We start from the raw sequence: 19,347 nt of genomic DNA, 5'->3' as shown, positions 1-19,347 counted from the left end.
TTGCGCGCCATTGTCACACCCCGTATCGCTGCTATAGCTGCTGTCCGAACCCCATCGAAGGCCGCCCGATTGACCGACCTGCCCCCCACCACCGACGCCGCCACCCCGCCGGGGATGGTCTGGCTGGTCTCGGCCGGGCCGGGCGACCCGGAGCTGCTGACCCTGAAGGCGGCGCGGCTGCTGGCCCAGGCCGATGTGGTGCTGTTCGACGACCTAGCATCGGGGCCGGTGCTGGACCATGCGGGCCCCCAGGCCCAGCTGATCGCGGTGGGCAAGCGCGCGGGGCGACCCTCGGCCAAGCAGGATGCGGTCAATGCGCTGATCCTGTCGCATGCCCGTGCGGGCCAGCAGGTCGTGCGCCTGAAATCCGGCGATTCCGGCATCTTCGGTCGGCTGGAGGAGGAGATCCAGGCCCTGACCCGGGCCGGCATCCCGTTCCAGATCGTGCCCGGCGTGACATCGGCCAGCGCGGCGGCGGCGGCGATGGGCATGCCCCTGACGCGGCGGCTGACCGCGCGCCGGGTCCAGTTCGTGACCGGCGCCGACGTGACCGGCGGACTGCCCGGCGACATCAACTGGGCGGCCTTGGCCGATCCGGCGGTGACCACCGTGGTCTTCATGGGCCAGCGCAGCTTTCCGGCCCTTGCGCGCGGGCTGATCGCCCATGGCCTGCCCCCGGACACCCCCGCTTTGCTGGCCGAGGCGGTGGGCCATCCCGGCCAGCGCATGCTGCCCGGAACCGTGGCCGGGCTGGCCGCGATGCTGGAACGCGACGGGCCCGCATCGGTGCCGGGGCTGATCCTTTATGGGCCGCTGGCCCTGCCCGGCGGGAACGGGTCGGGAACCCCCGCCACGCCCTGACGCGTCAGGCCGGACCCAGCCGGGCGACCGCCCAAGACGCGGCCTCGGCCACGACCGGATCGGCATCCCCCTGCAGCCCCCGCGCCACCGCGATCAGTCCCGCATCCCCGGAATTCCCGATCGCATACAGAACGTTGCGCACAAACCGATCCCGCCCGATCCGCTTGATCGGCGAGCCCGAGAACCGCGCCCGGAACCCCGCATCGTCCAGGCCCGCCAGCTCCGCCAAGGGCGGCGCGTCGATGATCCCGCGATAGCGCATTTCGGATCCCGCCTGCGCGAACTTGTTCCACGGACAGACCGCGAGGCAATCGTCGCAGCCATAGATCCGGTTGCCCATCAGCGCCCGCAGATCCGGCTCCACCGGCCCCTTGTGCTCGATGGTCAGATAGGAAATGCAGCGCCGCGCATCCAGCTGATAGGGCGCGGGAAACGCCCCCGTCGGACAGATATCCAGACAGGCCCGGCAGGACCCGCAATGGCTGACCTGGGGCGCATCCGGCGGCAGCGGCATGGTGGTGAAGATCGCGCCCAGAAAGAACCAGCTGCCCAGATCGCGCGACAGCAGATTCGTGTGCTTGCCCTGCCAGCCCAGCCCCGCGGCCTGCGCCAAGGGCTTCTCCATTACCGGCGCGGTATCGACGAAGACCTTGATGGCGTGCCCCGGCTCGGGCGCCGTCTCAAGTAGCCAGCGCCCCAAGCGCTTCAGCCGCTTCTTGACCAGATCATGATAATCCCGCCCCTGGGCATAGACGCTGACGGCGGCACGGTCGCGCCGCTCCAGCACCTCCAGCGGATCGCCCTCGGGGGTGTACAGCTCGGCCAGCATCACCACCGACCGCGCCTCGGGCCAGAGCGCGGCCGGATCGCCCCGCCAACCCATCCGCTCGGCCATCCAGCCCATCTGCCCGTGCCGCCCCCGGGCCACGAAATCCGCCAACCGCCCGGCCAGCTCCGGCACGCCGTCCGGCCGCATCACCCCCATCGCGGCGAATCCCACCGCGCGGGCCTCCGCCTCCATCTCGCGCTTCTTCGTTGTCCAAATACCCCGGGGGGGATCGCCGTCAGGCGATGGGGGGCTGGCCCCCCCTTCCTCAGCCAAAATCCAACTCGGCGTAGTGGGCGGCCGGATGGATCCCCGGCACCTGATCGGCCAGCACCGACCGGAAGGCCGGCCGCGACTTGATCGTCGCATACCAGTCGCGCAGCGCCTCGGACCGGTCCCAATCCACGTCCGAGATGTAATCGAGGCAGGAAAAATGCGCCGCGGCCGTGAAATCCGCCAGGCTCAGTGTGTTGCCTGCCAGCCAGCGCCGCGTCTCCAGCAGGGTCGAAAGATAGTCGATATGCTCCTTGATCGCGCGCAGCCCGTCCTTGACCACCCGGCTGTCGGGATAGCCGGATCGGGTGATCTTCTTCCAGACGCGCTCGTTCAGGATGGGCTGGGTCACCTCGACATGGAACTTGTCGTCGAACCAGGCGCACAGGCGCCGCACCTCATGGCGCTCCAGCGGCGTCTGCGGCATCAGCGCGGGGGCGGGCACGGCCTCGTCCAGATATTCGATGATCGCCTGGCTTTCGGCCAGCAGGTTGCCGCGATAGCGCAGCACCGGCAGCTTGCCTGCGGGATTGCGCCGGACCAGGTCGGGCGACCCTTCCCAGTATCGCTCCTCGACCAGCTCGACCTCGATCTTCTTCTCGGCCAGGACCAAGCGGACCTTGCGGCAAAAGGGCGACAGGGCGGTGTGATACAGTCGCGTGGTCTGCGTGTTGGTGTTCATGGGACTGCTCTCGAGACCTACTTCTTATTTTCGCAACGCCGCCTTGATACGCCCCGCCCCCCCCGCTTTCAACCGCGGCGGGCTATTCGAAGCAGGCGGCGCGGCCGTCGCGGGCGATGGTCTGCGCACCGTCCAGGATGGATCGCGACCGCGCCGAAGGCGCCCCGGTGCCGCGATGGCGCGGCGCGGGCAGGATGGCGGCCAGCCGCGCGGCCTGGACCGGGGTCAGCCGATCGGGGGTGGTGCCGAAATGCGCCTCGGCCGCGGCATGGATGCCGAAGACGCCCGGCCCGAACTCGGCCACGTTCAGATAGACCTCCAGGATGCGGGCCTTGGACCACAAGGCCTCGATCTGGGGGGTCAGGATCGTCTCGGCCGCCTTGCGGGGCCAGCTGCGGGTCTGCCACAGGAACACGTTCTTGGCGGTCTGCTGGGTGATGGTCGACGCGCCGCGCGACGAGCCCGAGGCCACGACCTTGCGGATCTCGACCATGTCGAAACCCCAATGCAGGCAGAAATTGGCATCCTCGGCCGCGACGACGCTGCGGGCCATGACCGGGGCGATCCCCTCCAAGGGCACCCACCGGCGTTCGGCCAGCGGATGCTCGCGCGCGGCGCCCAGCATGGTCCAGGTCAAAGGCGGGTTCACGAAGGCATAGACCGTGACCGACCCCACCATGACCAGCACCGCCCGCAGCAGCGCGAATCGCAGCCAGAACAGCAGTGCGCGCCGCACGACGGCAGGGCGCGATGCGGGCGGGGCGTCGGATGCGGGCTGGCGCGGGAACATGTTTGCATGTCTCATGGCGGCGGCGGCTGCGTCAAGCGCCGCCCCCCGATCCCGACCGAAAGGCCCCTGCCCCATGCGTTTCTGCATCGCCCTGCTGCTGATGACAGCCCCCGCCACCGCCCAGCCCATGCTGTCCTGGCCCCTGGGCCCCGATACGCAGATCACCCAGGCCGACCATGACTGCGCCGACGGATCGCGGGTGGGCGTCACCTATCTGACCGCCGGCGACGATGCCCTGGCCCTGATCCAGGGGCTGGAGGGGCCGAGCGTGCTGGTCAATGTCGTCAGCGCCTCGGGGGCGCGCTATGTCGCCGGGCTGACCGAATGGTGGGTCAAGGGCGACGAGGTCACGCTGACCCAAGGCGACAGCGCGACCACCTGCACCGTCACGCAATGAGGAACGCGGCCCCGCCAAGGGCCGCGTCCGTCGTCACTCGGCGGGAACCGCGCTCGGTTCCTCGACCGCCTCGATCGGGTGGGGCAGGTGCTGCAGCATCTCCTTGGGGCAGACCTGCAGGAAATGGCCCTTCTCCTCGGCCCAGTTCGACAGGATCTCCTCGGCGCGACGCGACCCGGTCTCCTTCAGGTGGCGCTCGATCAGGGTCTTCAGCTGATCCTCCCAATGATCCTGGGTCACGGGGCACATCACCAAGGTCTCGGCGTTGATGTAGTCGCGCGCCAGACCCTCGGGGTCATACAGGTACGCCATCCCCCCGGTCATGCCCGCGCCGAAATTGGCGCCGATGCGACCCAGGATCACGGCCACGCCGCCGGTCATGTATTCGCAACCGTTCGACCCGCAGCCCTCGATCACCACGCTCGCACCGCTGTTCCGGACCGCGAAGCGTTCGCCCGCCCGGCCCGCCGCGAACAGGAACCCGTTCGTGGCGCCATAGAGGACCGTGTTGCCGATGATCGTGTTCTCATGCGCGACCAGCGGGCTGGACATGGCGGGGCGCACCACGATGGTGCCGCCCGACAGGCCCTTGCCGACATAGTCGTTGGCATCGCCCGAGACCTCGATCTTCAGTCCCGGCGCGGCAAAGGCGCCGAGCGACTGGCCCGCGCTGCCGGTCAGGCGCACGGTCAGGTGGTCGGGCTGCAGGCTGTTGCGCATCCCGAACTTCTGCACGATCAGGCTGGATGTGCGCGTGCCGATGGTCCGATGGGTGTTCCGGACCGCATAGGACAGCTGCATCTTCTCGCCATCCTCGAAGAACCGCGCGGCGTCCTTGACGATTTCCGCATCCAGCGTGTCCAGCACCGCGTTGCGCGGCTTGGAGCGATCATAGACGATCTTGTCCGCGCCATCGACGGTGATCAGCAGCGGGTTCAGGTCCAGATCGTCCAGGTTCGCCGCACCCCGGCTGACCTGGGTCAGCAGATCCGCACGCCCGATCACCTCGTCCAGCGACCGTGCGCCGATCGAGGCCAGGATCTCGCGCACTTCCTGCGCATAGAAGGTGATCAGGTTCACCACCTTGTCCGCCGATCCGGTGAACATGGCGCGCAGCTTCTCGTCCTGGGTGCAGACGCCCACCGGGCAGGTGTTCGACTGACACTGGCGGACCATGATGCAGCCCATGGCGATCAGGGCGGCGGTGCCGATGCCGTATTCCTCGGCCCCCATCATCGCCGCCATGACGATGTCGCGGCCCGTGCGCAGACCGCCATCGGTGCGCAGCGTCACGCGTTCCCGCAGGCGGTTCATGGCCAGGACCTGATGCGCCTCGGTCAGGCCCATCTCCCACGGCAGGCCCGCGAACTTGATGGACGTCGCGGGCGACGCGCCGGTGCCGCCGTTATGGCCCGAAATCAGGATCACGTCGGCCTTGGCCTTGGCCACGCCCGCCGCGATGGTGCCCACGCCGCTGGAGGCCACCAGCTTGACGGTGATCTTGGCGCGCGGGTTGATCTGCTTGAGGTCATAGATCAGCTGCGCCAGATCCTCGATCGAATAGATGTCGTGATGCGGCGGGGGCGAGATCAGCGTCACGCCCGGCGTCGAATGCCGCAGCCGCGCGATCAGCTTGGTGACCTTCATGCCGGGCAGCTGGCCGCCCTCGCCGGGCTTGGCGCCTTGGGCGACCTTGATCTCCAGCTCCTCGCAGGCGTTCAGGTATTCGGCGGTGACGCCGAAGCGGCCCGAGGCGACCTGCTTGATCTTGGCGCAGGGGTTGTCGCCATTGGGCAGCGGGTGGCTGTGCGCCGGGTCCTCTCCGCCCTCGCCCGAATCGGATTTCGCGCCGATCCGGTTCATCGCGATGTTCAGCGTCATATGCGCCTCGGGGCTCAGCGCCCCCAGCGACATGCCCGGCGTCACGAAGCGCTTCCTGATCGAGGTGATCGATTCGACCTCCTCGATGGGGACCGGCTTGCCGAGGGGCTTGATGTCCAGAAGGTCGCGGATGTGGATCGGCGGGTTGGCCCGCATCGTGGCGCTGAACTGCTTCCAGATGTCATAGGAGGCCTTTTCGCAGGCCACCTGCAGCAGCTTCATCGTGTTGGCTTCCCAGGCGTGCTTCTCGCCCGAGCGGCGCAGCTTGTAGAAGCCGCCCACGGGCAGCAGCTCCACGTTCTCGGTGCGGAAAGCCAGCTGGTGCAGACGCTCCAGCTTGGCCTGCAGCCCGTGCAGGCCGATGCCCGAGATGCGCGACTGCATGCCGGGGAAATACTCCGCGACCATGGCGCGCGACAGGCCCACCGCCTCGAAGTTCAGGCCGCCGCGATAGGAGGACAGGACCGAGATCCCCATCTTGGCCATGATCTTCAACAGGCCCGCATCCACCGCGTCGCGATAGCGGCGCATGTTCTCGATCAGCGTGCCGGTCAGCAGCCCGCGCCCGATGCGGTCCGCGATGCTGTCCTGCGCCAGATAGGGGTTCACCGTGGTCGCGCCGCAGCCGATCAGCACCGCGAAGTAATGCGGGTCGATGCATTCCGCCGAGCGCACGTTCACCGAACAGAAGGTCCGCAGGCCCTTGCGCGTCAGCCAGCTATGCACCGCGCTGGTCGCCAGGATCATCGGCATCGCCACGCGGCCCGGACCCTGCGCGTCATCCGACAGGACCAGATGGCCCGCGCCCGAGCGCACGGCATCCTCGGCCTCGGCGCGGATGCGCGCCAGGCCCTCGCCCAGGGCGTCCGGCCCCGCGCCTTCGGCAAAGGTGCAGTCGATCACCGTCACGGTGTCGCCGAACATCTTCACCATCTCGTCGTATTCGCCATTGGCGATGAAGGGGCTCTCCAGCACGACGATCTCGGTCTGGCTGCTCGACTCGTCCAGCACGTTCTTGAGGTTGCCGAACCGCGTCTTGAGGCTCATCACCCGTGTCTCGCGAAGCGAGTCGATGGGCGGGTTCGTCACCTGGCTGAAGTTCTGGCGGAAGAAATGGCTCATCGGGCGGTACTGGTTCGACAGGACCGCAGGCGGCGTGTCGTCGCCCATCGAGGCGATGGCCTCCTTGGCGTCCTCGGCCATGGGCGCGAGGACATGCTCCAGATCCTCATGCGTATAGCCCGCGGCGGTCTGGCGGCGGCGCAGGGCATCGCCTTGGAACCGCACGGCCTCGGGCAGGTCGCGCATGATGTCGTTCAGCTCGGTGACCTTCTCGATCCATTCGCCGAAGGGCTGGCTGGAGGCCAGCCGGTCCTTGATCTGCGAATCGTGGTAAAGCTTGCCGTCCCACATATCGACCGCGATCATCTGGCCCGGCCCAAGCGCGCCTTTTTCACGGACATTCATCTCGTCGACCGGCACCATGCCGACCTCGGATCCTGCGATGACCAAGTTGTCGCCCGTCACCACATAGCGCATCGGCCGCAGCCCGTTGCGGTCCAGACCGCCGCAGACCCAACGCCCGTCGGTCATGGCCAAGGCGGCGGGGCCGTCCCACGGCTCCATCACCGCGTTGCAATAGGCGTACATGTCGGCCCAGGCCTTGGGCATGTCGGTCGTGGCCTTGGACCAGCTTTCCGGGACCAGCATCGTCTTGGTCATCGGCGCGGAACGCCCCGACCGGACCAGAACCTCGAAGACCGCATCCAGCGCCGCCGAATCCGACGAGCCGGCCGGCACGATCGGCTTGATGTCCTCGGCCGCGTCCCCGAAGGCCGAGGATGCCATGCGGATCTCGTGGCTGCGCAGCCAGTTCAGGTTGCCCTTCAGCGTGTTGATCTCGCCGTTATGGGCCAGCATGCGGAAGGGCTGGGCCAGCCACCATTGCGGGAAGGTGTTGGTGGAATAGCGCTGGTGATAGATCGCGAAAGCGCTCTCGAACCGCTCATCCTTCAGGTCGGGATAGAATTCGGCCACCTGCTCGGCCAGCATCATGCCCTTGTAGATGATCGACCGGCAGGACAGCGAACAGAAATAGAGCTCGCGCACCTGGGCCGCGATGGCGGCCTTCTCGATGCGGCGGCGGATGATGTAGAGCTCGCGCTCGAAGCGGACCTGGTCGATGTCCTTCTCGCAGCGGATCAGGATCTGCTCGATCTCGGGGCGGGTGGCATTGGCCTTCTCGCCCAGGACCGAGGTGTCGACCGGCACATGGCGCCAGCCATAGATGTAGTGGCCCATCCGCAGGACCTCGGATTCCACGATGGTCCGGCAGGCCTCCTGGGCGGCGAAGTTGGTGCGGGGCAGGAAGACCTGGCCCACGGCGATCAGCTTGGACTGGTCGGGTTCATGGCCCGTGCGGCGCACCTGGTCATAGAAGAAGGGCACCGGGATCTGCACATGGATGCCCGCGCCGTCGCCGGTCTTGCCGTCGGCATCGACCGCGCCGCGATGCCAGATGGCCTTCAGCGCGTCGATGCCGTTCTGCACGACCTTGCGCGACGGCTTGCCGGCCAGATCGACGACAAAGCCCACCCCGCAGGAGGAATGCTCGTCCTCCTGCCGATAGAGGCTGTTCCGGTCCATCCAGTCGCGGCGGGCTTCTTCCTTGGCTTGCCAATCGGTGGTCATGATGCGGCCCTTTCCTGCGGGATCTGCGTCAGCAACTGATCGCAGTCGAATTGCGGTGTCGTGCTGCCGAAACCGGCGGCACCGGGGGGGATGAACAGCACCGGGCTGTCATCGGTCTGGCGGGTCTCGCCGGTCCAGTCGCTGCTGGTCTCGGTCCCGCCGAAGAATCGGTTCAGCTCGCGGCTGACGAACTGGCTGCCCTCGCGGGTGATCAGCAGATCGCCGCCCTCGGACCGGGTGGTCAGCCGGAACCGGGTCCGGTCCAGCTGGCGGCCGCCGATGGTCGCCGTCTCGCCGGTCAGTTCGTCATGGCCCTGATGGCGCAGCCGGATGCCGTCCGCCGATTCGGTCCAGAAATCGAAATCGTCGCGCCCCGTCTCCAGCAGGCGCGACAGGCTGGCATGGCTTTCGGCCTCGTCGACCAGCCGGTCCACGATGCCCGAGGTGACGCTGGTGCTTTCGATCCAGCGGGTCTCGGCATCGATGGTGGCCAGGTGGAACAGCCCGTCGCGGCCGAAATGGGCGCTGTGGCGGTGCCCCTCGGGATCGGCCGCGCAGGTATAGTAATGCGTGACGGTGCAGCTGCGGTTCTGCGCGGTCAGATCCAGCGTGCAGCCCGCGGGCGGCGTGAAGACCGCGGCCCCCGCCTGCCCCGCCAGCAGCAGCGCGGCGATGCCGAGCGCCATCCCCGTCAGGATGCGCGCCCCGTCCGGCCCCGCAGCCGCCGCATGCCCGTCGATCCGGTCATGTGCCATGGCTGCGGCCCTATTCGGCGGCGACGCGGGCATCGCCCGTCAGATAGGTCGCGATGGAGTCCGCCGCCTCGCGCCCGTCGCGGATCGCCCAGACCACCAGGCTGGCGCCGCGCACGATGTCGCCCACCGCATAGACGCCGGGGATCGAGGTCATATGCGTCTGGAAGCTGGCCTTGATCGTGCCCCAACGGGTGACCTCCAGCCCGTCCACGCCCCACAGCTTGGGCAGGTCCTCGGGTTCGAAGCCCAAGGCCTTGATGACCAGATCGGCGGGTTCGTCGTAATCGGCGCCCTCGATCAGTTCGGGGGATTGGCGGCCGGTGACGTCGGGCTGGCCCAAACGCATCTTCTGGATGCGCACGGATGCGACCTGGGGCAGGCCGTCCACATCGGCCTCCTGCGCGGTGGCGGCGACGCCTGTGACATGGCCCGCAAAGCTGCCCGGCGCCGACAGCCAGACGAATTCGACGCCCTCTTCCTCGGCATTCTGCACCTCGCGCTGGCTGCCCGGCATGTTGGCCCGGTCGCGGCGATAGAGGCATTTCACCGATTGCGCGCCCTGCCGGATGGCGGTGCGCACGCAATCCATCGCCGTGTCGCCGCCGCCGATGACGACGACGCGCTTGCCGCGGGCGTTCAGCTCTCCGTCCTCGAAATCGGGGACCTCGTCGCCGAACTCGACCTTGTTGGATGCGGTCAGATAGTCGATGGCGCGCACGACCCCGCCGTGATCGGCATTGTCGATGTCCAGATCGCGGGTCTTGTAGACGCCCGTGGCGATCAGCACCGCGTCATGCTTGCCGCGGATCGCGTCGAAGCTGATATCCTCGCCGACATTGCAGTTCAGCACGAACTCGACGCCCCCATCGGCCAGCAGCTGGTTGCGGCGCATGACGACGTCCTTCTCCAGCTTGAAGCCGGGGATGCCATAGGTCATCAGCCCGCCCGCGCGGTCATAGCGGTCATAGATCGTGACCTGGAACCCCTGCCGGCGCAGCATGTCCGCCGCGGCCAGGCCGCCCGGACCCGCACCGATGATGCCCACCGATTCCGCGCGTTCCTGTGCGGGCTTGGCGGCCTCGACCCAGCCCTGGTCCCAGGCCGTGTCGGTGATGTATTTCTCGATCGCGCCGATGGTGACGGTGCCGTGGCCCGACTGCTCGATCACGCAATTGCCCTCGCACAGGCGGTCCTGGGGGCAGATGCGGCCGCAGATCTCGGGGAAGGTATTGGTGGCCTGGCTGACGCGATAGGCCTCCTCCAGCCGGCCTTCGGCGGTCAGGCGCAGCCAGTCGGGGATGTTGTTGTGCAACGGGCAATGCGACTGGCAATAGGGCACGCCGCACTGGCTGCAGCGGCCCGCCTGTTCGGCGGCCTTCTGGGCGGCGAATTCGCGATAGATCTCGTGGAAATCCTCGCTGCGGTCCTGGGCCGAGCGTTTCTCGGGCATCTCGCGCGGGGTCGAGACGAATGTCAGCATCTTCTGCGTGGCCATGGCTGCGCTACCTTCCCTGAAAGGACTTCCGCAACCCGCATAAACCAAGGCTTTTCAGATGAAAAGTCAGCCGTGCTGACCTATTAGCGACTTTTCATGGTCCCGCCGCAGAATTTTGCCGCGGCGGGACGATATTTAGGTCAGTATTGCTTACATACCTGCGGAAAGCGCCAGCAGGGCAAGGGTTCCGACGATGATCCGCCACCAAGCGAACAGCGCATAGCCCCGGCGCGAGACATAGCCCAGCAGCCAGCGCACCACGACGACCCCGGTGATCAGCGCGAAGACGAAGCCGATGGCGATGTTGCCGATGGCCGCCCCGTCCAGCACGTCGCGATTCTTGAACAGGTCATAGGCAAACGCCCCCAGCATCGTGGGCATCGCCAGAAAGAACGAGAATTCCGCCGCCGACCGCTTGTCGGCGCCCAGCATCAGCGCCCCCACGATGGTGGCCCCCGACCGCGACACGCCGGGAATCATCGCCAGGCACTGGATGAAGCCCACCTTCAGCGCCATGGGCAGGGGGAAATCCTCGGCCCGGGCATAGACGGGGGCGACGGCGCGCCGGTCCACCCAGAGCAGGATGAAGCCGCCCAGGATCAGCATGACGGCGATCAGCATCGGCGTCTCGAAAAGGACGGTCTTGATGAATCCATGCGCCAGCACGCCGATTACGGCCGCGGGCAGAAAGGCCACCAGGATCGCGGCAATGAAGCGCCGCGCCGCCGGGTCATGGGGCGCATCGCGCGCGACCTGGGTGATCCGCGCCGCATAGACGCCCAGAATGGCCAGCAGTGCGCCCAGCTGGATCAGCACCTCGAAGGACCGGCCGGGCGATTCGAAGCCCAGGAAATGCCCCATCAGCAGCAGGTGCCCCGTGGATGACACGGGGATGAATTCGGTCAGGCCCTCGACGATGCCGAGGACCGCAGCAACGATCGTATTGGGTTCCATCAGTTCTCGCGGAGGTTCTTGGCCGAATCGTTCATGGCCTGGTACTGGCCCGACGGCCGGAACCGCCACAGATAGCTGTCCAGCGTCGCGGCCGCCGAGACGGGCTGGATGCCCAGATCGGCAAAGCCCATCGCGCCCTCGGACACGACATTGTCCCGGCGCAGCAGCGCCAGCTGGTCGCGGCTGAGCGCGCTGTTGGTGAACAGCCCGCCGGTGACGAACTGGACCGCATCCAGCATGCGCGCGCCGAGGCCCGCCACGGCAAAGGGCAGGTTCACGACCAGGCGGCGGCGGTTCACCACCTCCAGCACCTGGCCGACGATCTGGCGCATGGTCAGGATGTCGGGGCCGCCCAGCTCGTAGATGCCGGGGCGGGCCTCGCCGGTGGCGCCCATGACGGCGGCGCGGGCCACGTCCTCGACGAAGACGGGCTGCATCCGGGTGGAACCGCCGACGATCGGCATGACCGGCCCCATCCGGGTCATCCCGGCGAAGCGGTTGAAGAAATTGTCATCCGCCCCAAAGATCACCGAGGGCCGCAGCACCACCGCATCGGGCCGGGCCTTCAGCACCTCGGCCTCGCCGCGCGACTTGGCGGCGATGTAGCGGCTGGAGGATTCGGGATCGATCCCCAGCCCGGAGATATGGACCATGCGTTCCACCCCCATCTCGGCCGAGAGGCGGGCGATATGGGCGGCACCCTGGTCGAAGACGGCGTCGAAGGTGCTCTTGCCCTTGGGGGTCAGGATGTTGACGCAGTTCACCGCCGCATCGGCGCCCGACAGGGCGGCGCGGACCGACATCTCGTCGCGGATGTTGCACATGACCGGGACGACCTGGCCCACCGCGCCATAGGTGCGGGTGAACAGCGCCTCGTCGGGGCGGCGCACCGCGATCCGCACGCGCCAGCCCTGCCTGGCCATCAGCCGGGCCACCTGCCGGCCGACAAAGCCGGACCCGCCGAAGATCGTGACCAGTTTCGTCATGGCGTCTCGCCTTCCTTGATGTGGGCAATATGGCAGAACCCATATCCAAGCGGGGCCGCTGCGGCAAGGCGGGTCGCTGTCGCAAGGCCCGGATGGGCCGGGGATGGCCGGTCGGGAAAAAATGCCGGCTTTCATAAAATATCTCGAAATTCCTGTTCGACCCCCATTGACGCCCCCCCGCACTGTCTTTAATCAGCCGCTCACACCACCTGCCCAGGTGGCGGAATTGGTAGACGCGCACGGTTCAGGTCCGTGTGCCGCAAGGCGTGGAGGTTCGAGTCCTCTCCTGGGCACCATGAACAAAACCCCCGGAAACCTCTGGTTTCCGGGGGTTTTGCATTGGCGTCGGGGCCTTTTCGCGAATGAACGGTTGATTTCGGGGCGGCGGCAGGCTAGCTCGGTCCGTGGGACACCCCTCCCCAACGAGGGGCTTCATAGCTGGAAGGCTAGCCACATGACCGATCATGCGATCCCGGCTGCGCGGCCGGAAAATCCGCGTTTCTCCTCGGGCCCCTGTGCCAAGATCCCCCATTATTCGCTGGACATGCTGTCGGACGCCCCCTTGGGCCGGTCCCATCGCGCCGCCGTGGGCAAGTCCAAGCTGGCCGAGGCCATCGACCTGACCCGCGCGGTCCTGGGCGTGCCCGAGGATTACCGCATCGGCATCGTCCCCGGTTCCGACACCGGCGCGGTCGAGATGGCGATGTGGACCCTGCTGGGCGCACGGCCAGTCGAGATGCTGGCCTGGGAGAGCTTCGGCGAGGGCTGGGTGACGGATGCCGTGAAGCAGCTGAAGCTGGATGCCACCGTCCGCAAGGCCGATTACGGCAGGATCGTCGATCTGACGCAGGTCGATTTCGATAAGGATGTCGTCTTCACCTGGAACGGCACCACCAGCGGCGTGCGCGTGCCGAACGGTGATGCGATCCCGGCGGATCGCGCGGGCCTGACCATCTGCGACGCGACCAGCGCGGCCTTCGCCATGGACCTGCCTTGGGACAAGCTGGATGTGGTGACCTTCAGCTGGCAGAAGGTGCTGGGCGGCGAGGGCGCGCATGGCGTGCTGATCCTGTCGCCGCGCGCCGTCGAGCGGCTGGAGAGCTATACCCCCGCCTGGCCCCTGCCCAAGATCTTTCGCCTGACCAAGGGCGGCAAGCTGATCGAGGGCATCTTCAAGGGCGAGACGATCAACACGCCCTCGATGCTGGCGGTCGAGGATTACCTGGTCGCGCTGAAATGGGCGCAATCGCTTGGCGGGCTGTCTGCGCTGATCGCGCGGGCGGATGCCAATGCGGCGGCGGTGCGTGATTTCATTGCGGACAAGGACTGGATCGCGGATCTGGCCGAGGATCCGGCGACGGGCTCCACGACCAGCGTCTGCCTGAAGTTCACCGATCCCGCCATCAAGGACGGCGCCGCCTTTGCCAAGGCCGTGGCCAAGCGGCTGGAGAAGGAAGGCGTGGCGCTGGATGCAGGTGCCTATCGCGACGCGCCGGCCGGTCTGCGGATCTGGTGCGGATCGACGGTCGAGACGGCCGATGTCGCGGCGTTGATGCCTTGGGTCGAATGGGCCTATCGGGCCGAGCTGGCCGCACAATAACCGGCGCGGACCGGGGGCCAGCCCCCGGACCCCCGGGGTATTTCCGCAACGAAGAAACATGGCGTCGGCGAGGCTCTGCCCGGACGCATTTTACAAGGATGAATGACATGCCGAAGGTTCTCGTGTCCGACAAGCTGTCCGAAACCGCCGTCCAGATCTTTCGCGATCGCGGCGTCGAGGTGGATTACCTGCCCGATCTAGGCAAAGACAAGGAAAAGCTGGCCGAGGTGATCGGGCAGTATGACGGGTTGGCCATCCGGTCGGCCACCAAGGTCACCGACAAGCTGCTGGAAGGCGCGACGAACCTGAAGGTGATCGGTCGCGCGGGGATCGGGGTCGACAATGTGGACATCCCCGCCGCCAGCAAGAAGGGCGTCATCGTGATGAACACGCCCTTCGGCAACAGTGTCACCACGGCCGAGCATGCCATCGCGATGATGTTCGCGGTCGCGCGCCAGCTGCCCGAGGCCAGCGTGTCGACCCATGCCGGCAAGTGGGAGAAGAACCGTTTCATGGGGGTCGAGCTTTTCAACAAGACCCTGGGCGTGATCGGGGCGGGCAATATCGGCTCGATCGTGATCGACCGCGCTTTGGGTCTGCACATGAAGGTGCTGGCCTATGACCCCTTCCTGTCCGAGGAGCGGGCGCGCGAGATCGGCGTCACCAAGGTCGAGCTGGACGATCTGCTGGGGCGAGCGGACTTCATCACCTTCCACGTGCCGCTGACCGACAAGACCCGCAACATCCTGTCGCGCGAGGCCATCGCCAAGCTGAAGAAGGGCGTGCGCATCATCAACTGCGCCCGCGGCGGCCTGGTCGATGAGGAGGCCTTGGCCGAGGCGCTGAAGGACGGGCGCGTGGCGGGGGCGGCCTTCGACGTGTTCGCCGTCGAGCCCGCGACCGAGAGCCCGCTGTTCAACCTGCCCAACGTCGTCGTGACGCCCCATCTGGGCGCCGCCACCACCGAGGCGCAGGAGAACGTCGCCCTGCAGGTGGCCGAGCAGATGTCTGACTACCTGCTGTCGGGTGCGGTGCAGAACGCGCTGAACATGCCCTCGGTCACCGCCGAGGAGGCCGCCGTGATGGGCCCCTGGATCAAGCTGGCCGGGCATCTGGGGACGTTTGTCGGGCAGATGACGGATGAGCCGATCAAGGCGATCAACGTGCTCTATGACGGCGTCGTGTCCGAGATGAACCTGAACGCGCTGAACGCCTCGGTCATCGCGGGGGTGATGCAGGCCTCGAACCCGGATGTGAACATGGTCTCGGCCCCGGTCATGGCCAAGGAGCGCGGCGTGCAGGTCTCGACCACCACGCAGGACAAGGCCGGCGTCTATGAGGGCTATATCAAGCTGACCTGCGTGACCGAGACGCGCGAGCGGTCGATCGCCGGCACCGTCTTCAGCGACGGCAAGCCGCGCTTCATCCAGATCCGTGGCATCAATATCGATGCCGAGGTGGGCACGCATATGCTCTATACCCGCAACAAGGACGTGCCGGGGGTGATCGGCGCCCTGGGCATGACCTTGGGCGATCTGGGCGTGAACATCGCGAACTTCACCCTGGGCCGGTCGGCGAACGGGTCGGACGCCATCGCGATCCTCTATCTGGACGAGGCGATCAGCGACGAGGCCTTGGCCACGCTGCAGAACACCGGCAAGTTTCTGCAGGCCCGCCGGCTGCAATTCGAGGTTTGACCATTCCGCCGCGCGCCCCTAGCCATGGGGCGTGCGGCAAGGAGGGTTGCTATGCGGCTCTATGCGATCGGCGACATTCACGGCCAGCTGGACCTGCTGAAGGCGGCGCATGACCGGATCATGCGCGATGGCGGGCGCGATGCCCGCATCGCCCATGTCGGCGACCTGATCGACCGCGGCCCCGATTCGCGCGGGGTTGTGGAGCACCTGATGCGCGGCCAGCGCGAGGGGCGGCCTTGGATCGTCGTGCGGGGCAATCACGACCGCTTTCTGCCGGCATTTCTGCGCGACCCGGACTGGGTCGATCCCGGCCTGTCATCGGCGCAGCACTGGATCGACCATCCAGGCCTAGGCGCGGATGCGACGCTGCGATCCTATGGCGTCGACCCCGACCAGCCGCGCGACGCCCTGCTGCGCGAGGCGCGAAGGGCCGTGCCCCCCGATCACGCGGATTACCTGGCGACGCTGCCGCTGTGGTATCTGCATCCGCGGGCCTTGGTGGTGCATGCGGGCATCCGGCCGGGCGTCCCACTGCAGGATCAGGCCGAACAGGACCTGGTCTGGATCCGCAAGGGGTTCCTGGAATCGCAGGCGGATTTCGGGCCGCTGGTCGTGCATGGCCATACCGCGATGGACCGGCCCCTGCGCCATGCAAACCGGCTGAACCTAGATGGCGGCGCCGCCTATGGCCGCCCCTTGGCCGCCGTGGTGATCGAGCCAGACGGCATCCATCTGCTGACCGATCGGGGGCGCGAACCGATGCCCGTCACCCCCATCGGGCCCGAGGTGGACAGAATCGCCGCGAAGCGCTAAACAGCCTGCTGATTTTCTGACCAAGCCCGGATAGGCCCGAATGGAACACCCCAGGATGCTGAGCCACAGCCGCCATGCGAAATACAGCCTGGGCCAGGTCGTGCGCCACCGCAACCGCCCCTTTCGCGGCGTGATCTTCGACGTGGATCCCGAATTCGCCAATACCGAGGAATGGTACGAATCCATCCCCGAGGATGCGCGTCCGGCCAAGGACCAGCCCTTCTATCACCTCTTTGCCGAGACCGAGGCGACCTATTACGTCGCCTATGTCTCGGAACAGAACCTGGAGCTGGACGTGTCGGGCGAGCCGGTCGACCATCCCGAGCTGGCCGATGTCTTCGGCGCCTTCGAGGACGGGCGTTACTTCCTGGCCGGCCCGGTCAACTGACCCGGGTCAGTTCGGCGCGGTCTCGGACTGGCCGAAGGGCACGCTGAAGGCCAGGTAGTTGCGGCTTTCCTCGCGGTAATAGCACAGGGACTGGGTCAGGTCCTGGATCAGGAACCAGCCGAAGCCGCCCTCGGGCAGGTCCTCGGGGATCATCGGCGGCAGGCTGCGCGGCAGCAGACATTCGTCGGGCAGCGACACGCCGTCATCCGTCAGCGCGCAGGCCAGCCCCGAGGCATAGCGCACGATGCACAGGTGGATCACCGGCAGGCGCGCGCCCCGCCCCTCGGACAGGGGGGCATGTTCGGCGACGTTGTTCATCACCTCGGCCAGGACCAGTTCCAGCCGGCCCAGGGTGTCGTCGCTGACCTCGGCGCGGAAGCGGGCCCGCACGTCCTGCAGGGTGTCGCGCACGGTTTCGGGGCGGGCGTCCAGCACCCGGTGGAACATCGGTTGCGTCAGGGTCTGGGCGCGGTTGCCGATCCCTGGCTCGGGCCTTTCTGTCGGGGTCATTCACGAAGCTCCTTCTGAGCGGTCGGGGGGCTGGATGTCGAAGACGCTGTCCATCCGGGTCAGGCGGAACACCCGTTCGACATTGGGCGTCAGCGCGCAGAGCACCAGCGCCAGGTTCTCGGGCAGGCTCTTGCGCACGGCGATCATCGCGCCCAGGCCCGAGCTGTCCATGAAGTCGACCTTGGCCATGTCCAGATGGACGGGCTTGCGGTTGCGGACCACGATCTCGCGCAGCTTGTCCTTGAACACGGTGGCGATGGCCGCGTCGATGCGCGGTTCGGTGACCTTGATGTTCAGATGCGATTCGCATTCCTCGACGATGAACTGCATGATCGGGCCTTTCCTGCGTTCCTGCCACAGTGACTAGACGGCAAAGGTTACGATCCGGTAAGCGGGATGTCGGAGGATGGGGAAAATCATGACAAATCGACAGGTCTATGTGCTGGGCGCCGCGCGCACGCCGATGGGCGGACTGCTGGGGGCGCTGTCGGGGATGGCCGCGCCCGCCCTGGGGGGCGTGGCGATCGGGGCGGCCTTGGCGCGCGCGGGGGGCGCGGATCCCCAGGCCGTGCTGATGGGCTGCGTGCTGCCCGCGGGGCTGGGCCAGGCGCCCGCGCGGCAGGCGGGCTTTGCCGCGGGTCTGGACCAGGGGGTGCCCGCGACCACGCTGAACAAGATGTGCGGATCGGGCATGCAGGCCGCGATGATGGCATCGGACGCCATCGCCGCGGGCAGCGCCGGGGTCGTCGTGGCCGGCGGGATGGAGAGCATGTCGAACGCCCCCTATCTGCTGCCCCGGATGCGGGCCGGGGCCAGGCTGGGCCATGGCCAGGTCATCGACCACATGTTCCTCGACGGGCTGGAGGACGCCTATGACCCCGGCCGCCTGATGGGCAGCTTTGCCGAGGATTGCGCCGACGAATTCGGCTTCAGCCGCCAGGCCCAGGACGATTACGCCCGCGAAAGCCTGACGCGCGCGCAGGCGGCCATCGCCTCGGGCGCCTTCGGGGTCGAGATCGCGCCCGTTTCGGTCCCCGGGCGCGGCGCGGTCACGCTGGTCGACACGGACGAACAGCCGGGCCTGGCGCGGCCCGACAAGATCCCGCATCTGAAGCCCGCCTTCCGCCATGACGGCACGGTGACGGCGGCCAACAGCTCGTCCATCTCGGACGGGGCGGCGGCCTTGGTGCTGGGCGCGGGCGCGGATGGCGCCATCGCGCGCATCCTGGGCCATGCCACCCATGCCCAGGCCCCGGGCCAGTTCCCGACCGCCCCCGTCCCCGCCGCCCAGGCCCTCTTGGACCGCATCGGCTGGTCCAAGGACAGCGTCGATCTTTGGGAGGTGAACGAGGCCTTCGCCGTCGTGCCCATGGCCTTCATGGCGCGGATGGGCGTGCCCCATGACCGCGTCAACGTGAATGGCGGGGCCTGCGCGCTTGGCCATCCGATCGGCGCGTCGGGGGCGCGGATCATCGTCACGCTGATCCACGCGCTGCAGGCGCGCGGCCTGCAGCGCGGGGTCGCCGCCATCTGCATCGGCGGCGGCGAGGGCACCGCCATCGCCGTCGAGCTGGTCTGACTGCCCATCCCCCGGGCATCCTGCCCGGCCGCGCATCAGCCCGGCGGGGCCCTGCGGGGGCCATTGCGGAACTAACGGGCAAAATCCGTGGTTTCCCTGTGGACTTGCACCGATCCGGCACGGATCATCGGGCCAGCAGGTCCAAAACAAGAATATGGCAAGCGACGGG

17 protein-coding genes and 1 tRNA gene are annotated in these 19,347 nt (G+C 67.5%); 8 read left to right on the top strand and 10 right to left on the bottom strand.

The features are described from left to right. The first annotated feature begins 114 nt into the window (after positions 1-114). Positions 115-861, top strand: a complete 747-nt coding sequence (gene cobA, locus JHW48_RS01495) for a uroporphyrinogen-III C-methyltransferase (RefSeq protein WP_119885806.1) — start codon at positions 115-117, stop codon at positions 859-861. Between the two features lie 4 nt (positions 862-865). On the opposite strand, the gene queG is transcribed toward cobA, so the two are convergent. The 3 genes from queG to mtgA all read right to left on the bottom strand — a co-directional run bounded on the left by queG (position 866) and on the right by mtgA (position 3,447). Continuing rightward, entirely contained in the window at positions 866-1,882 is a 1,017-nt protein-coding gene (gene queG / locus JHW48_RS01490) for a tRNA epoxyqueuosine(34) reductase QueG (protein WP_119885783.1), read from the bottom strand. A 73-nt stretch (positions 1,883-1,955) separates the two neighbouring features. After that, positions 1,956-2,642: an FtsZ-binding protein FzlA gene (gene fzlA, locus JHW48_RS01485; RefSeq protein ID WP_119885784.1), complete on the bottom strand. Its 687-nt coding sequence runs from the start codon at positions 2,640-2,642 to the stop codon at positions 1,956-1,958. Between the two features lie 82 nt (positions 2,643-2,724). Further along, complete coding sequence (gene mtgA / locus JHW48_RS01480; RefSeq protein WP_119885807.1) at positions 2,725-3,447, bottom strand: monofunctional biosynthetic peptidoglycan transglycosylase; 723 nt, start codon at positions 3,445-3,447, stop codon at positions 2,725-2,727. Positions 3,448-3,505: 58 nt separating this feature from the next. Here mtgA and JHW48_RS01475 point away from each other — a divergent pair, with 58 nt between their 5' ends. Further along, positions 3,506-3,829 (top strand): MliC family protein, encoded by a 324-nt coding sequence (locus JHW48_RS01475; protein WP_170152260.1) that lies wholly within the window; start codon positions 3,506-3,508, stop codon positions 3,827-3,829. A gap of 33 nt (positions 3,830-3,862) precedes the next feature. On the opposite strand, the gene gltB is transcribed toward JHW48_RS01475, so the two are convergent. The 5 genes from gltB to JHW48_RS01450 form a co-directional block, all read right to left on the bottom strand. Beyond that, positions 3,863-8,401: a glutamate synthase large subunit gene (gene gltB / locus JHW48_RS01470; protein ID WP_119885785.1), complete on the bottom strand. Its 4,539-nt coding sequence runs from the start codon at positions 8,399-8,401 to the stop codon at positions 3,863-3,865. After that, positions 8,398-9,156, bottom strand: coding sequence for a hypothetical protein (locus tag JHW48_RS01465; protein ID WP_119885786.1), 759 nt, complete (start codon positions 9,154-9,156; stop codon positions 8,398-8,400). Before JHW48_RS01465 ends, gltB begins: the two co-directional genes overlap by 4 nt. 10 nt (positions 9,157-9,166) lie before the next feature. Then, positions 9,167-10,651, bottom strand: a complete 1,485-nt coding sequence (locus tag JHW48_RS01460) for an NAD(P)-dependent oxidoreductase (protein WP_119885787.1) — start codon at positions 10,649-10,651, stop codon at positions 9,167-9,169. A gap of 150 nt (positions 10,652-10,801) precedes the next feature. Then, positions 10,802-11,605, bottom strand: coding sequence for an undecaprenyl-diphosphate phosphatase (locus JHW48_RS01455; RefSeq protein WP_119885788.1), 804 nt, complete (start codon positions 11,603-11,605; stop codon positions 10,802-10,804). Next, positions 11,605-12,591, bottom strand: coding sequence for a complex I NDUFA9 subunit family protein (locus JHW48_RS01450; protein ID WP_119885789.1), 987 nt, complete (start codon positions 12,589-12,591; stop codon positions 11,605-11,607). Before JHW48_RS01450 ends, JHW48_RS01455 begins: the two co-directional genes overlap by 1 nt. Positions 12,592-12,802: 211 nt before the next feature. Between JHW48_RS01450 and JHW48_RS01445 the strand changes: the two genes are divergently transcribed. The 5 genes from JHW48_RS01445 to hspQ all read left to right on the top strand — a co-directional run bounded on the left by JHW48_RS01445 (position 12,803) and on the right by hspQ (position 17,089). Next, positions 12,803-12,887 (top strand) — tRNA-Leu (locus tag JHW48_RS01445). Between the two features lie 158 nt (positions 12,888-13,045). Further along, on the top strand, positions 13,046-14,191 hold the full coding sequence (locus tag JHW48_RS01440; protein ID WP_119885790.1) for a phosphoserine transaminase: 1,146 nt from the start codon (positions 13,046-13,048) through the stop codon (positions 14,189-14,191). Between the two features lie 107 nt (positions 14,192-14,298). Beyond that, positions 14,299-15,888, top strand: coding sequence for a phosphoglycerate dehydrogenase (gene serA / locus JHW48_RS01435; RefSeq protein ID WP_170152261.1), 1,590 nt, complete (start codon positions 14,299-14,301; stop codon positions 15,886-15,888). A 51-nt stretch (positions 15,889-15,939) separates the two neighbouring features. After that, on the top strand, positions 15,940-16,701 hold the full coding sequence (locus tag JHW48_RS01430) for a metallophosphoesterase (protein WP_119885792.1): 762 nt from the start codon (positions 15,940-15,942) through the stop codon (positions 16,699-16,701). A gap of 40 nt (positions 16,702-16,741) precedes the next feature. Further along, positions 16,742-17,089, top strand: coding sequence for a heat shock protein HspQ (gene hspQ, locus JHW48_RS01425; RefSeq protein ID WP_419182400.1), 348 nt, complete (start codon positions 16,742-16,744; stop codon positions 17,087-17,089). A gap of 6 nt (positions 17,090-17,095) precedes the next feature. Here the strand turns inward: hspQ and JHW48_RS01420 are convergent, their stop codons facing one another. Next, positions 17,096-17,599 carry an ATP-binding protein gene (locus JHW48_RS01420; RefSeq protein WP_119885794.1) on the bottom strand — a complete coding sequence of 168 codons (504 nt, stop codon included), beginning with the start codon at positions 17,597-17,599 and terminating at the stop codon, positions 17,096-17,098. Continuing rightward, complete coding sequence (locus tag JHW48_RS01415; RefSeq protein ID WP_119885795.1) at positions 17,600-17,929, bottom strand: STAS domain-containing protein; 330 nt, start codon at positions 17,927-17,929, stop codon at positions 17,600-17,602. 88 nt (positions 17,930-18,017) lie between these two features. On the opposite strand from JHW48_RS01415, the gene JHW48_RS01410 reads away from it, so the two are divergent. Beyond that, a complete protein-coding gene (locus JHW48_RS01410; RefSeq protein WP_119885796.1) occupies positions 18,018-19,178 on the top strand; it encodes an acetyl-CoA C-acyltransferase in 1,161 nt (386 codons plus the stop codon). The last annotated feature ends 169 nt before the right edge of the window (positions 19,179-19,347 follow it).

The organism is Paracoccus aestuarii, assembly GCF_028553885.1.
GTDB lineage: Bacteria > Pseudomonadota > Alphaproteobacteria > Rhodobacterales > Rhodobacteraceae > Paracoccus > Paracoccus aestuarii.
Note: the sequence above shows the minus strand (reverse complement) of the source record. Positions and strands in the feature narration are given on the sequence as shown.

Excerpts from the sequence above, each read along its gene's own strand:
- cobA (WP_119885806.1), top strand. The coding sequence starts at position 115 with ATGGTCTGGCTGGTCTCGGCCGGGCCGGGCGACCCGGAGCTGCTGACC.
- queG (WP_119885783.1), bottom strand. The coding sequence starts at position 1,882 with ATGGAGGCGGAGGCCCGCGCGGTGGGATTCGCCGCGATGGGGGTGATG.
- fzlA (WP_119885784.1), bottom strand. The coding sequence starts at position 2,642 with ATGAACACCAACACGCAGACCACGCGACTGTATCACACCGCCCTGTCG.
- mtgA (WP_119885807.1), bottom strand. The coding sequence starts at position 3,447 with ATGAGACATGCAAACATGTTCCCGCGCCAGCCCGCATCCGACGCCCCG.
- JHW48_RS01475 (WP_170152260.1), top strand. The coding sequence starts at position 3,506 with ATGCGTTTCTGCATCGCCCTGCTGCTGATGACAGCCCCCGCCACCGCC.
- gltB (WP_119885785.1), bottom strand. The coding sequence starts at position 8,401 with ATGACCACCGATTGGCAAGCCAAGGAAGAAGCCCGCCGCGACTGGATG.
- JHW48_RS01465 (WP_119885786.1), bottom strand. The coding sequence starts at position 9,156 with ATGGCACATGACCGGATCGACGGGCATGCGGCGGCTGCGGGGCCGGAC.
- JHW48_RS01460 (WP_119885787.1), bottom strand. The coding sequence starts at position 10,651 with ATGGCCACGCAGAAGATGCTGACATTCGTCTCGACCCCGCGCGAGATG.
- JHW48_RS01455 (WP_119885788.1), bottom strand. The coding sequence starts at position 11,605 with ATGGAACCCAATACGATCGTTGCTGCGGTCCTCGGCATCGTCGAGGGC.
- JHW48_RS01450 (WP_119885789.1), bottom strand. The coding sequence starts at position 12,591 with ATGACGAAACTGGTCACGATCTTCGGCGGGTCCGGCTTTGTCGGCCGG.
- JHW48_RS01440 (WP_119885790.1), top strand. The coding sequence starts at position 13,046 with ATGACCGATCATGCGATCCCGGCTGCGCGGCCGGAAAATCCGCGTTTC.
- serA (WP_170152261.1), top strand. The coding sequence starts at position 14,299 with ATGCCGAAGGTTCTCGTGTCCGACAAGCTGTCCGAAACCGCCGTCCAG.
- JHW48_RS01430 (WP_119885792.1), top strand. The coding sequence starts at position 15,940 with ATGCGGCTCTATGCGATCGGCGACATTCACGGCCAGCTGGACCTGCTG.
- hspQ (WP_419182400.1), top strand. The coding sequence starts at position 16,742 with ATGGAACACCCCAGGATGCTGAGCCACAGCCGCCATGCGAAATACAGC.
- JHW48_RS01420 (WP_119885794.1), bottom strand. The coding sequence starts at position 17,599 with ATGACCCCGACAGAAAGGCCCGAGCCAGGGATCGGCAACCGCGCCCAG.
- JHW48_RS01415 (WP_119885795.1), bottom strand. The coding sequence starts at position 17,929 with ATGCAGTTCATCGTCGAGGAATGCGAATCGCATCTGAACATCAAGGTC.
- JHW48_RS01410 (WP_119885796.1), top strand. The coding sequence starts at position 18,018 with ATGACAAATCGACAGGTCTATGTGCTGGGCGCCGCGCGCACGCCGATG.